The sequence below is a fragment of the Eubacterium sp. AF34-35BH genome (genome assembly GCF_003477765.1).
GTDB lineage: Bacteria > Bacillota > Clostridia > Lachnospirales > Lachnospiraceae > Eubacterium_G.
On the sequence record NZ_QUDZ01000001.1, the window covers coordinates 18455 to 31615 of the forward strand.

Annotated in this window: 12 protein-coding genes; 11 read left to right on the top strand and 1 reads right to left on the bottom strand. The window is 33.5% G+C overall.

Going from position 1 to position 13161, the window contains the following annotated elements; all coding sequences use genetic code 11:
* The first annotated feature begins 23 nt into the window (after window positions 1-23).
* A complete protein-coding gene (locus DWZ69_RS00085) occupies window positions 24-548 on the top strand; it encodes a nucleoside recognition domain-containing protein (RefSeq protein WP_117999425.1) in 525 nt (174 codons plus the stop codon).
* 57 nt (window positions 549-605) lie between these two features.
* Window positions 606-1517 carry a 1-phosphofructokinase gene (gene pfkB / locus DWZ69_RS00090; protein ID WP_117999241.1) on the top strand — a complete coding sequence of 304 codons (912 nt, stop codon included), beginning with the start codon at window positions 606-608 and terminating at the stop codon, window positions 1515-1517.
* Between the two features lie 221 nt (window positions 1518-1738).
* Here pfkB and DWZ69_RS00095 read toward each other — a convergent pair whose 3' ends face one another.
* On the bottom strand, window positions 1739-3559 hold the full coding sequence (locus tag DWZ69_RS00095; protein ID WP_117999242.1) for a DUF885 domain-containing protein: 1821 nt from the start codon (window positions 3557-3559) through the stop codon (window positions 1739-1741).
* A gap of 114 nt (window positions 3560-3673) precedes the next feature.
* On the opposite strand from DWZ69_RS00095, the gene manA reads away from it, so the two are divergent.
* From manA to DWZ69_RS00140, 9 genes are all read left to right on the top strand, one after another.
* Window positions 3674-4600, top strand: a complete 927-nt coding sequence (gene manA, locus DWZ69_RS00100) for a mannose-6-phosphate isomerase, class I (RefSeq protein ID WP_117999243.1) — start codon at window positions 3674-3676, stop codon at window positions 4598-4600.
* A gap of 24 nt (window positions 4601-4624) precedes the next feature.
* Window positions 4625-6586 carry a PTS sugar transporter subunit IIA gene (locus DWZ69_RS00105; protein ID WP_117999244.1) on the top strand — a complete coding sequence of 654 codons (1962 nt, stop codon included), beginning with the start codon at window positions 4625-4627 and terminating at the stop codon, window positions 6584-6586.
* A 170-nt stretch (window positions 6587-6756) separates the two neighbouring features.
* A complete protein-coding gene (locus DWZ69_RS00110; protein ID WP_022165982.1) occupies window positions 6757-7200 on the top strand; it encodes a PTS sugar transporter subunit IIA in 444 nt (147 codons plus the stop codon).
* Window positions 7201-7240: 40 nt separating this feature from the next.
* On the top strand, window positions 7241-8377 hold the full coding sequence (locus tag DWZ69_RS00115; protein ID WP_117999245.1) for a fructose-specific PTS transporter subunit EIIC: 1137 nt from the start codon (window positions 7241-7243) through the stop codon (window positions 8375-8377).
* A 104-nt stretch (window positions 8378-8481) separates the two neighbouring features.
* Entirely contained in the window at window positions 8482-8793 is a 312-nt protein-coding gene (locus DWZ69_RS00120; RefSeq protein WP_022165980.1) for a PTS fructose-like transporter subunit IIB, read from the top strand.
* A gap of 256 nt (window positions 8794-9049) precedes the next feature.
* Window positions 9050-9313, top strand: a complete 264-nt coding sequence (locus DWZ69_RS00125; protein WP_022165979.1) for an HPr family phosphocarrier protein — start codon at window positions 9050-9052, stop codon at window positions 9311-9313.
* Between the two features lie 11 nt (window positions 9314-9324).
* Window positions 9325-11019, top strand: a complete 1695-nt coding sequence (gene ptsP / locus DWZ69_RS00130) for a phosphoenolpyruvate--protein phosphotransferase (RefSeq protein WP_117999246.1) — start codon at window positions 9325-9327, stop codon at window positions 11017-11019.
* Between the two features lie 261 nt (window positions 11020-11280).
* Window positions 11281-12114, top strand: a complete 834-nt coding sequence (locus DWZ69_RS00135; protein WP_117999247.1) for an HAD family hydrolase — start codon at window positions 11281-11283, stop codon at window positions 12112-12114.
* A gap of 35 nt (window positions 12115-12149) precedes the next feature.
* On the top strand, window positions 12150-12914 hold the full coding sequence (locus tag DWZ69_RS00140; RefSeq protein ID WP_117999248.1) for a DeoR/GlpR family DNA-binding transcription regulator: 765 nt from the start codon (window positions 12150-12152) through the stop codon (window positions 12912-12914).
* The last annotated feature ends 247 nt before the right edge of the window (window positions 12915-13161 follow it).

Below are 13161 nucleotides of genomic sequence, written 5' to 3' on the forward strand. Positions count from 1 at the left end.
TTATAAAAAAGACAGGGTTTCGTATGGAGATTTTAGTTAAACTATCTTCTTTTATAATTCCGGGAGTAATGCTTTTTATTACAATATACGGAATTAAAAGTAAGAGAAATATATATGATGATTTTGTTTCGGGAGCAGCAGATGGGTTAAAAACAGTGGTAAAAGTTTTGCCAACGTTAATTGGACTTATGGTTGCTGTAGGTGTTTTAAGTGAATCCGGTTTTATGGAATTTTTAGGAAAATGGTTGGGAAAAATAACTAATCCTTTAGGTTTTCCGGGAGAACTTATGCCGGTTACAATTGTAAAAATATTCTCTTCCTCGGCAGCAACGGGTATGGTGCTTGATATTTTTAAAAGATATGGCCCTGATTCATATCTTGGAATAGTAACTTCGTTAATGATGAGTTGTACGGAAACTATATTTTATACAATGTCTGTATATTACATAACTGCAAAAGTAACGAAAACAAGATGGACTTTGCCTGGTGCAATTTTGGCAACAATTGCTGGAACAATTGCCAGTGTAATACTTGCAAATTTAATGTAAATACTATATATTTTGATTAGATATTTGTCAGAAAAATAAAATATATAGGAGGCAAAAATGATTTATACAGTTACATTTAACCCATCTATTGACTACATTGTTTCAGTAGATGATTTAAAGTTAGGCTTGGTAAATAGAACATCGGAAGAGCTTATGTTCCCAGGTGGAAAGGGAATTAATGTATCAATGGTTTTAAGTAATCTTGGATTTGAAAATACAGCTCTTGGATTTTTAGCCGGATTTACAGGTGAAGCTATTGAAAGCATGTTAAAGAGCAATGGAGTAAATGCTGATTTTATACAGGTTGCAGAAGGCATTACAAGAATTAACGTTAAGATTCGTGCTCAGCAGGAAAGCGAAATTAACGGTATGGGACCTGCAATTAAGAAAGAAAACATTGACGAATTATATAAGAAATTAGATCAGTTGCAGGATGGTGATATTTTAGTTTTAGCGGGAAGTATCCCAAGTGTTATGCCGGAAACAATGTACAGTAACATTATGGAATATTTACAGAACAAGGATGTTAAGATTGTTGTTGATGCAACTAAGGATTTATTACTTAACGTTCTTAAATATAAACCATTCTTTGTTAAGCCAAACAATCATGAATTAGGTGAAATTTATGGTGTTGAATTAAAGACAAGAGAAGATGTTGTTCCGTATGCAAAGAAGATGCAGGAAGAAGGCGCAAGAAACGTTCTTGTATCAATGGCTGGCGAAGGTGCTGTATTAGTTGCTGAAGATGGACAGGTTTATAAGAGTCCATGTCCAAAGGGCAAGGTTAAAAATTCTGTAGGTGCAGGAGACTCAATGGTAGCCGGATTTATTGCAGGTTATTTAGAAACAGGCGACTATAAGGAAGCACTTAGAAAAGGTTTATTAACAGGTAGTGCAAGTGCATTTAGTGATAATTTAGCAACTAAGGAAGAAGTTGAAGAATTAGGCAAGACTTTCCAGTTAGACTAAGTATTAAACAGAATTAGAGAGTCTGATTAATAAAATAATTAATTAATAAATAAAATCACTCTGAAGTATAATATTTTAGTTTATGGGTGAAATTTAATTAAACTAAAGCTTGGTAAAATTTAATATATTAATTTATAAAATGAGCAGAAACTCTAATTAGAAGTTGGGTGTGTTGACATTCAACTCTAATTTAGAATTTCTGCTTATTTGCTTATGTAATGTTAATAATAATATTCTAACCACTTCTCAACTACATCAAAGCTTGTAGGTCCAATAGTTAGAAAACTATTATGAAATCTTTTTGTATCGAATTCTGCTCCAAATTTTTTCGTGAATTTATTCTTTAGATTAATAATTTCTAAATAGCCAACATAGTATTGCAAATAATTTGCAGGCTCTTCAATTACAGCCTCGTAAATTGAATTACAGGCATTGTCATCAAAAATACTATAAGTTGACAGAAACTTTTTTGTGTCCTTACGGTTCCAACCTTCATAGTTAATTCCAATATCACAAAGAGAATAGAGAGCCAATGAGTATGAAGTGTTACAACTTAAAGCTCTGGCAACAATAGAGTCTTTGTATTGATATTTATACGAAAAAATTTCCGTATAAGTTGCCCAACCTTCGGAATAGCCACCAAAATTTAATATGTGCCTAATGGGAGAAGGATTAGTTGAGGCAAAAAAATTGTTTTGATACATATGTCCAGGTATTCCTTCGTGTGCTAAAGTGGCATAAAGATTTTGCCCTTTATTCTTTTTTGAATTATTAATATAAATATTGTTTTTGTTCTTACTGTCAATTGCCGGTGACAAATAAAAAGCAGGACTTAAGTGTTTTTCTAAGGTTTTATCAACATACTTAATATTAAAAGAGTAATTTTGTTTTATCTGAAAATCCCCGGAACTTTTTTTCGTAAGTTCTTTTAAAATATCTTTTGGAGATTTAGCCACTGACAAACGTTCAGCAGCGTCCAACTTCTTATCTAATGAAGGACTTATGTTGTACAAAGAATAGAGACTTTTCATATCCTTTGTTATCTGTTCCTGAATCATTGCTTTTATCTCTAATATGTTTCTGTTACTACCGGTATAGGTTTTAACCAGATACTCGTAATAATTTTTGCCGTTTGGCAAATTACATAGACCACCTTGGTTTTTACAATAGCCCTGCTTCATTAGAGAGGAGAGAGTACTAATAATGAGATTGTAACCTGAGATTACACTGTTTTGTAAATATTTTTTATTTTGTGCAATAAAAGCCTGTTTTTGTGACCCACTTAAAAAAGAACATTCATTGATTTTTTGTACAAAAGATTTGTGTAGAAGGTTATTTTCAGGGACTTTGTCACCAACAAAATCCTGACATTGATTAATTATGTTTTGGCAACAAAATGAGCTAATAAACACATTTTCCTTTGCTTTCAGTTTTTGAAAATCACAAATGTCCTTAAAATAGTCGTAAACCTGAGACAAAAGCTTTAAATATGTGGTAATGTCCTGCTTGTTTTTAAAAGTATATTCAGAAAAAAGTATGGGAAGTTGGGACTGAAGACCTGTTGTGGGACTTAATATTTCTGAGCATAAGCATAAATCAGCAAAATCAAGCTGATTATTAAAATAACCGGCTAAGGTATCGTATGTTATTTTCTGTTTAACCGATAATTGATTATAATTGAATTTTTTTAAAATATTAATTTGGTTTATGTAGAATTTCTGACTATCCATCATGGATTGATAACTGTATTCTCCGAGAGTTGGTTCTTTCACATTAATATTCCATTTTTCCGGGTGTTCCAAATAAAAATGCAAACTTAAGTAATCATTAGACAGATTAATTTTAAAAAGCTGATTACTATACAAGTCAAAATTATACTGATCCTGATTTTGGTAATGGGGTGTTGAATCCGCATAATCGTTACTTGGGGAATGATTATAAAAAGCTGCAAAAAAGTAAGTTATGAAGATAAAAGTAACTAAGCCAATAATAAAAACAGCTAAAAATTTTTTTGATTTTAACATTGAGTTTATATTTTTCATTTGAGGCTCACCGAAAAACTAATTATTATAGAATATGGAAAGTCGCGTAAAATTATGATATTTTAGAATAGTATGATAAAATATCATTTAGTAAAGGGAAGAAAGAGGTGGATTATGTCAATTTTAATGTTACATCCAGTATTTAAGGATGCCATTTGGGGCGGAAAACTATTAAAAAACTTTGGATACGAAGAAGCCGGGGATAATGCAGGCGAGTGTTGGGGAATCAGTGCCCATCAAAACGGAGACTGCACAGTTGCAAATGGAGAATTTGCAGGCAAAAAGCTTTCATGGTGTTATGAAAATCATAGAGAATTGTTTGGAAACATAAAAGAAGATGTTTTTCCTTTATTAATTAAAATAATTGGAGCAGAGGATGATTTAAGTATACAGGTTCATCCTAACAACGAATATGCAGCAGAACATGAAAACGGTGCATTAGGAAAAACAGAATGTTGGTATATTTTAGATTGCAAAGAAGATGCTACTATTGTTATTGGTCACAATGCCAAGGACAAAGCAGAGTTAGAAGACATGATTAGAAACAAAAAATGGAACGACTTAATCCGAGTTATTCCAATTAAGAAGGGAGATTTCTTCCAGATTAATCCGGGATGTCTTCATGCTATAAAAGGTGGAACTTTATTAATAGAAACACAGCAAAGCAGTGATGTTACTTACAGAGTTTATGACTATGACAGACTTCAGAATGGTAAGCCAAGGGAGCTTCACGTTCAGCAGAGTATTGACTGCATTACTGCACCACATGTTGACTATAACGAAGAAAAAGTTGTAGAAAAACATGATGGTATGACTAGCGAAAAATTAGTTATATGCCCATATTACACATTGGAAAAATGGGACGTTGATGGAGAATATGAATTCAAGATGGACAAGCCATTTTTAAACGTAAGTGTAATTGACGGTAAGGGAGAAGCTGACGGAATTAAAGTTAAGAAGGGGGATCACTTTATAGTTCCTGCGACAATGGATAGTTGCGGTTTTTCAGGAAAAATGACAGTAATGGTATCTTACTGCTAAAGAAAAAAGAAAGTTGGGGAATATATGTTATCAGAAAGAGGACTTCAGATAATTGAAAAGTTAATAGATAACAATCGTGTGCCGATTACATCAAAGACTCTTGCATTATATCTAGGGGTGTCAGAAAGAAGTGTAAAAACTTACATTAAGGAAGTGTCTGATTTTTGCGAAGAACACAAGATGATATTAGAAAGAAAGCCGGGCATAGGTTTTGTTGCTAATTTTACAGACGAGCAAATCAGTCAGATTAATGAATTAAAGAGAGACAAGAAAATCGTAATGTCTAAACGTCAGAGAATGGGATATATTATGTATATTCTTTTAAGTGGCTGGGACACATATACGTTATCATTATTTTCAGAGGAATTAAATGTCAGCAAAAAAATGATTGGTGACGACATTAATTCCATATCAAAAGAATTAAAAAAATACGGAATCAAAATTAACAGAGTGGCAGGACATGGTGTTTTTATAACAGGAGATGAATTTTCCATTAGAAAAGCCATGAAAACATGCTGCACATACGCAATCGGAAGCAAGGTAATAGAGGAAACTTACGATTACCGAATGAACATAGAAGAAGAGGAACTTTGGATAAATAACTTTGGAAAAGATAATTTTGAAAAATCAATAGAAGTTATTCATGCGGTAGAAGAAAAGTTTGACGTGGCATATACGGACTATAGTTTTAGAATGTTGGCAGAATATTTGTCTATTCAGTTGTTCAGAACAAGAATGGGAAATGTAATAACTGAGGACATTTATATTCCTGAAACATTTAATAGAAATGAGAGTCTTGTAAATATGGTTGTGGAATATTTTGAACAGCTAGGAAAAGTAAATCTAAACGAATATGAGAAGCAGTATATTGATATTTTATTTGCTTCAGCAGCAGTGCAAACTGTGGAAAATGCAAATAAAGTCCATATGATTTCAGAATTTGAAGAAAAAAATAAAGAAATCTGCGAGGAAATGCTGGAATATCTTTCAGAAATTTTGAATATAAATCTTTTAGACAATGAATTATTAAGGACAAGTTTGGAAGGTTTTATACCGGCATCAATTGTTAGAACAGCTTATGGAATCGAAGTTAAGAATCCGTTCTTATCAGATATAAGGGAAATGTATTCGGGAATTTTCGCCACATGTTTTACATTAGGAAAATTCTATGAGGAATACAGTAAATCCATACCTACAGATCATGAAATATCATTTATTGCCTTATATTTAGGTGGTGCTTTGCACAGAAATGTTAAAAATGTGAAAGCTGTTTTAATTGGAACAAGCGGTATTGCAGCAGCAAATATTGTCGCCAGGAAAATAGAAAGTAAAATATCTGATATTAAGATTGTAGCCATACTTTCATCAGGCAAAATAGATTGTATTGACGATTATGAGTTTGATATTGTATTATCAATGCTTCCAAACTTCAAATACAATGACAAAGTTGTTTATATTTCACCAATTGTAAGTAAAACTGACGAGAAAAATATAAAGGATGCTTGCTTTGAGACTCTGTCACATCCGAAGCTTGAAAAAGATAATTTTACGGATATGATAGACAAAGATCATATTCTTTACGTTGAGGAGAAGGTCGATAGAGATTTTGTCTTAAAAGCAGCCTGTAAACAATTAGTAAACGAGGGATATGTTACTAAAGAGTTTTACAATGATGTTCTAAAAAGAGAAAACATTGAGCCTACTGCAATTGGTAACGGCGTAGCAATTCCTCATGGAATACCGGAAAATGTTGTTAAGCCAAAAGTATATGTTATTAGTTTAAAGCATCCACTTAATTGGGGTGGGAAAATGGTAAACGTTATGTTTTTACTTGCATTAAACTTCAATAACATAAAAACAACAAAGGCATTTTTCTCAGATTTTGCAAGAATTGTCGGTTCGGAAGAGAAACTTGAGAAGTTCAAAAAATTAGACAATGTTCAAAAAATGGAGCAAAATCTTAAAGAAGAATTGCATTGGGAGTAAAAAATATAAGAAAATTAAAAATGTTTCAATCCCAGTGGATAAAAAGCTTATTGAAAATTGCACTAACTTTAGTGCAATTTTCTTTTTTTGCGACAATTGAAAAAAAATAAATATGTAGCTAGAATAAAATCACACAGAGGTGATAACTTAAAGAGAAGGAGGACAAAATTTTGGCTAAAGAACTTATGAACGAAGCAATCGTAATGTTCGATGTTGAAGCTAATAGTGCTGAAGAGGTAATCAGACTTATAGCTGATGCAATGGACAAGGATGACAGACTTATTGACAAGGAAGGATATGTAGCGGACGTTTTGGCTAGAGAGGCAAGCTCAAGCACAGCAGTAGGTTTCTCAGTTGCTACACCTCATTCAAAGTCAGTACATGTTAAGGAACCATCACTTGCATTTGTTCGTCTTGCTAAACCAATGAAGTGGGATGATTCAGAAGAAGTTGATATGGTATTCCAGATAGGTGTTCCATCACCAGGACAGGGTGACAGACATCTTGAAATTTTAGCTGGTTTGTTTAGAAAAGTTATGCATGATGACTTTAGAGAACAGCTTGCTAATGCAAAAACAGCCGATGAGGTTATTAATCTTATAGGTGCAGTTTAAAACCTAAATAGGTAAAAGATTACATGATAGGAGAAAAGTTATGAAAGAATTAGTTGATATTTTAAAACACACTAAAACACATCTTATGAATGGTGTATCTTACATGATACCAGTTGTTGTTGGTGGTGGTATTTTAATGGCTATTGCCGTTTTATTAACAGGTGAAGGAGCAGCTCCAGGATGGGGTTCAGGAATTCCTTACTGGTTATGGACAATCGGAGTTGATGCTCTTGGATTAATGTGTCCTGTATTTGCAGCATACATTGCATTTTCAATCGCTGACAGACCTGGTATTGCAGTTGGTATGGCAGGTGGATTTATGGCATTAAACATTCCTACAGGTTTTGCTGATGGCGCTGTTACAACAGCTTCAGCAGGATTTATCGGAGCAGCTATTGCTGGTTTACTTGGTGGTATTATTGCTCATTACTTAAAGAAGATTCCACTTCCTAAGTCAATGCAGTCGCTTAAGTCAATTATCATCATTCCAGTAATTGGTGTATTGGCAGTTGGTATTATAATGTTTGCATTCGGAACACCTATTGCAGCATTCATGACATGGTTAGAAGATGTTATGAGAAACATGGCTCACGGAGATCATGGAAACTTAGCACTTGCAGGTATCAGTGCATTAGCATCACTTATGATTGCAACAGACCTTGGTGGTCCTGTAAATAAAGTTGCTTACTCAATCTTAATGGTAGCATTTGTAGGTACAGGCATCTATACATTTGCAGCTCCAGTTGGTATTGCTATTTGTGTACCTCCAATTGGATGTGGTGTTGCATCATTACTTTTAAAGAAGAAGTTCTCAAAAGAAGAACAGAATGCAGGTATCGGTGCTATAGCAATGGGCTTCTGTGGTATCACAGAAGGTGCTATTTCATATACAGCAGCAGATCCTGCAAGAATGATTCCTATTAACATGATTTCATCAGCAATTGCCGGTGGTATCGCAGGATTCCTTGGAGTTGGTGCTAAGATGTCAGCTTGCTGGGGTGGTTTGATCGTAGCTCCTGTTATTCAGGGTGAAAGCTTCTTAGCTGGTTGGCCACTTTACATTATTTGTATCTTAATTGGTGTTGCAGTTTATGTACTTCTTTGTGCATTACTTAAGAAAGATTATGTAGCTCCAGAACCAGAAGATATGGGAGATGTTGATATCTCATTCGAATAAGATAAAGTTTTTGAATTACAAATGAATACTAAATGAGAACCACTTTTTAGTGGTTCTCATAAATTAAAAAAATTAAATTATTGTATGAAAGAGAGTGATTAGATATGAAATTTTTAGCAGTTACAGCTTGCCCATCAGGGGTAGCACATACTTATATGGCAGCTGAAGCAATTCAGCAGGCATGTGAAAAAGCAGGAGTTGAATGCAAGGTTGAAACACAGGGTTCAATCGGAATTGAAAATCAGATTACAAAGGCAGATGTAGAATCAGCAGATGCTGTTATTCTTACAACAGATATGCCTATTAAGAACGTTGAAAGATTTGACAACCTTAAGAAAGTAAAAATTGGAATCAGCCCAGCAATTAAGCAGGCAGATGCTATTGTAGCTAAAATGATTTCAATGCTTAATGCATAAATAAAGTTTATAAAGGATTAGCCAAAACCCTGCTTCTATGAAGCGTTATTACTTGATCGATTATAGGCATTTATAATCATAGAAATGATATAAGGCAGGTAGTTATTGCCTGCCTTATAAAATATAAAGCACATGAAAGACTTTAATAATGATATAGGAACGATTAATTAAAGTAGAAAATTATTGCATAAGCAATTAACATATATGAATTATTAAAGAAAAAAGAGAGAGATTTTTAAATTAGGAGGAAATGAAAATGGTAAGTAGAACATTAACAGTAAACAATCCGGAAGGATTACACATGAGACCAGCAGGAGTTGTAGCAAAGGAAATGGGAAAATTCGCATGTGATGTTACAATCGTATTTGGAGATAAGAGAATCAACGCAAAGAGTCTTATTAATATTATTTCAGCTTGCATTAAGAAAGGTGCAGAAGTAACTTTCGAATGTGATGGAGCTGACGAAGAAGAAGCAATGGCAAAAGTTGTTGAATTAGAAAGCCAGAATTTTGGTGAATGAGAGGTAAGATTATGTACAAGGGTATTGCAGGTTCTGAGGGAATCGGAATCGGAAAAGTTGTTATAATTGAAGAACATGAAATTAACATTGAAAATAAGAAAGTAACAGATACTGATAACGAAATTAAACGTCTTCAGGATGCCATTGAGAAGTTTGTAGAAATTACAAATCAGATGGCAGAAAAAATGGATGTTACAGTTGGCAAAAAAGATGCAGATATTCTTAGAGGACATATCCAGATGCTTCGGGATCCTATGATTGAGGAGCAGATTTCTACTCTTTTAGTAGCTGAAAAGATTACAGCAGAAATGGCTGTAGACCAGGTTTTAGAGCAGACAGCAGAAATGTTTGCACAGATTCCTGATGAATTACTTCAGCAAAGAGCAACAGATTTTAGAGACATTAAAACAAGAATGATCAAAATTCTTCTAGGTATTGAAGAAGTCGATATATCACAGGTACCAGCAAATACTGTTTTGGTTGCCAGAGATTTAACACCATCAATGACAGCAGGAATTAACCCTGATAATATTGCAGGAATTTTAACAGAAGTAGGTGGTAGAACGTCACATTCAGCAATTCTTGCAAGAGCAATGGAAATTCCAGCCGTACTTAGTATCGAAGGTATTTGCAGTATTGTTAAAAATGGTGACGTAGTTGCGATAGACGGTACAAGTGGAGAAGCAATTGTAAATCCTGATGAGGATACTGTAAAAGAATATGAACAGAAATTAGCTGATTACAAGAAAGAAAAAGCTTTACTTGCAGAGTATGCCGGAAAACCATCAGTAACAAAGGATGGTACAAAGGTTGAATTAGTTTGCAACATTGGAAAACCAGAAGATGCAAAGAAAGCTGTTGAATGTGATGGCGAAGGAATTGGTTTATTCAGAACTGAATTCTTATTTATGGATAGAGACAGCGTTCCAACAGAAGAGGAACAGTTTGAAGCTTACAAGTCAGTAGCTGAAACAATGAAGGGTAAACCGGTAATCATCAGAACGTTAGATATTGGTGGTGACAAGGCTATTCCTTATTTAGGATTAGAAGAAGAGGAAAATCCATTTTTAGGATTTAGAGCTATTCGTTATTGTTTACAGAGAACTGATTTATATAAGGCACAGCTTAGAGCTTTAGTAAGAGCAAGTGCATTTGGAAAGATTAAAATAATGGTTCCATTAGTAACTTGTGTGGACGAGCTTCGTAGCGTTAAGGCAATGGTTGCTGATATTATGAAAGAACTTGATGGTGAAGGAATTGCATATAACAAGAATCTTGAGATTGGTGTTATGATGGAAACTTCAGCAGCATGTATGATTGCTGATATCTTAGCAAAAGAAGCAGCATTCTTTAGTATTGGAACTAATGATTTAACAGGTTATACAATGGCAGTTGACAGAGGAAATGCTAAGGTTGCATATCTTTACTCAACATACCAGCCAGCTGTACTTCGTTCAATTAAGAGAATCATTGAATGTGGTAAGAAGGAAGGCATTATGGTAGGTATGTGTGGTGAAGCAGCAGCAGATCCTAAGTTAATTCCATTACTACTTGCATTTGGTCTTGATGAGTTTAGTGTAAGCGCAACAAGCGTATTAAAGACAAGAAAGACGATTTCAAATTGTACAGTAGAAGAATGCAAGGCATTAGCTGACAAGGTAATGCAGTGCAATACTGAAGAAGAGGTTTTAGATATTTTAAAATAAAGTTAGCATAGCATAAACTCCCCCGGCGCGTGTACCAGATAGTTAATTGAAGGTGCATGCGCTTTGGAGGATTTTTGTATTTATAAGGTAAATATGCTAATATGAGTAATGGTTCATAACTGCAGGAAGTTATTTTTTATACTATGAAATTACGTGCTAAATTAATGTGTGCTTTGTGTTAGGAGTAGCATAAACTACATGTTACATTAAATAACCAACATTGCAGGATATGATAATATACACAATAGGCAGGAGGATAAGATGGACATTAAACTTATTGCAACAGATGTAGATGGAACTTTAGTAGGGGCAGACCATATGGTAATTCCAAAGGTAAACATAGAAGCAATGAATATGGCCAAGGAAAAAGGAATTATTAACGTTATCAGTACAGGTCGTTCACTAAGTTTGGCAGCAGGTGAAATCGAAAAATTAGGTTGTATTGACTATGCTGTAATTTCAAATGGTGCGGCAGTTGTAGATTTAAAAGACAACAGTGTGATGACAAGCTGCTATTTAGATAAGGAAAAAGTAGAAGAAATTGTAAATATTTTTAATAAATATCCATTAGTATATGAAATTTATGCTGATAAAAAGGGGTTTATAAGCCAATATACATATGATAATTTCAGAAAATGTTCATTACCAAATGAATTCATGGATTATTATAAAACAAAAATGGAAATGTATGATGATCCAATGGATGTTGTTAGAAACACTAATGTTGAAAAGTTTAATGTGGATTACACACCCGAAGAATGTATTGAAGATTTATATAAGGATTTAGAAAAAGTAACAGATATAGTTATAACAGCCGGCTTTAAGGGAAATGTTGAAATTACAGCAGTTGGTGCAGACAAGGGAAAAGCACTTAAGTTCCTTTGTGACGAGATTGGTGTAGACATGAAGAATGTAATGGCATTCGGTGATTCAGGAAATGATGTAACAATGTTGACAGAAGCCGAAGAGTCCTACGCTATGGTATCAGGAAACGAACTTGCAAAAGAAGCGGCAAAGCATGTAACAAAACTTTCTAATGAAGATGGTGGTGTTGGAGAAACAATAAAAGAGTATTTGACAAATACTGAAAAATAAATGAAAATAGAGCTATCAATACTAAGGAGGAAATTATGCTAGCTAGGGAAAGACAAAATAAAATTGTAGAGATGGTGAATGCTAATGGTTCTGTCTTAGTAAAAGAATTAAGTGAAATGTTCGAAGTCACTGAAGATAGTATTAGAAAAGATTTATCATTATTAGAAAAGAAAGAACTGCTTAAGAAAACATACGGTGGAGCAGTAAGAAACAGAGTCAATACTCATGAACTCTATGTTTCTCAACGTAAAGGAAAAAACGTTGAGGAAAAAAAGAAAATTGCAAAAAAAGCATTTGAGTTAATAGAAGAAGGAGATTTTATTTTCTTAGATATCTCAACTATTAATATAGAGTTGATTAAGTTAATTGTTGAAGCTAACCTTGATGTTACTGTTGCAACTAACATGATTGATGTAATGCTTAGTTTTACAGCATCTTTAGATACCAATTTAGTTTTCGTAGGTGGTAAAATGAACAGGGGACGTGATGGCTTTATTGGTTCATATACTAATAAACAAATTGGCGAATTCAGTTTTGACAAGGCATTCATGGGAGTTGTAGGTGTAGACATTAAGAGAAACAAAGTTTACACATATACAACAGACGATGCATTAACCAAAAAAGTCATTATGGAAAATAGTGAGAAATGCTATATGCTGATGGAAAACACTAAGTTTGCAAGAGAAGGTAATTACAGATATTCTTCAATAGATGAATTTGAAGGAATTATTTTAGATGAAGAACCAAGTGAAGAAGTACAAAAGCATTTGGCAGACAAGAAAGTAACAGTTTTGTATTAGGAAAACTACAACTACAAATTAAGATAAGACGTTGCATTAATGAATTTGATTTAGTGAAAAAATCAGATTAATTAATGTGGCGTTTTTCTTTTAAAACAATGTAGATTTTTGTATAATATTGACTATAAGATAAGAGCGGAAAAAAATAAAAATAAAAAAGTATATGATGGAAAAAAATACATATTTTCCATACAAAACATAATAAATGTATAAAAAATGGGACTTTTTTCAACTAGAAACAATAAAA

Bases quoted from the DNA above. Each gene is read 5' to 3' on its own strand.
- DWZ69_RS00085 (WP_117999425.1), top strand. From the start codon at position 24: ATGGAGATTTTAGTTAAACTATCTTCTTTTATAATTCCGGGAGTAATG.
- pfkB (WP_117999241.1), top strand. From the start codon at position 606: ATGATTTATACAGTTACATTTAACCCATCTATTGACTACATTGTTTCA.
- DWZ69_RS00095 (WP_117999242.1), bottom strand. From the start codon at position 3,559: ATGAAAAATATAAACTCAATGTTAAAATCAAAAAAATTTTTAGCTGTT.
- manA (WP_117999243.1), top strand. From the start codon at position 3,674: ATGTCAATTTTAATGTTACATCCAGTATTTAAGGATGCCATTTGGGGC.
- DWZ69_RS00105 (WP_117999244.1), top strand. From the start codon at position 4,625: ATGTTATCAGAAAGAGGACTTCAGATAATTGAAAAGTTAATAGATAAC.
- DWZ69_RS00115 (WP_117999245.1), top strand. From the start codon at position 7,241: ATGAAAGAATTAGTTGATATTTTAAAACACACTAAAACACATCTTATG.
- DWZ69_RS00120 (WP_022165980.1), top strand. From the start codon at position 8,482: ATGAAATTTTTAGCAGTTACAGCTTGCCCATCAGGGGTAGCACATACT.
- DWZ69_RS00125 (WP_022165979.1), top strand. From the start codon at position 9,050: ATGGTAAGTAGAACATTAACAGTAAACAATCCGGAAGGATTACACATG.
- ptsP (WP_117999246.1), top strand. From the start codon at position 9,325: ATGTACAAGGGTATTGCAGGTTCTGAGGGAATCGGAATCGGAAAAGTT.
- DWZ69_RS00135 (WP_117999247.1), top strand. From the start codon at position 11,281: ATGGACATTAAACTTATTGCAACAGATGTAGATGGAACTTTAGTAGGG.
- DWZ69_RS00140 (WP_117999248.1), top strand. From the start codon at position 12,150: ATGCTAGCTAGGGAAAGACAAAATAAAATTGTAGAGATGGTGAATGCT.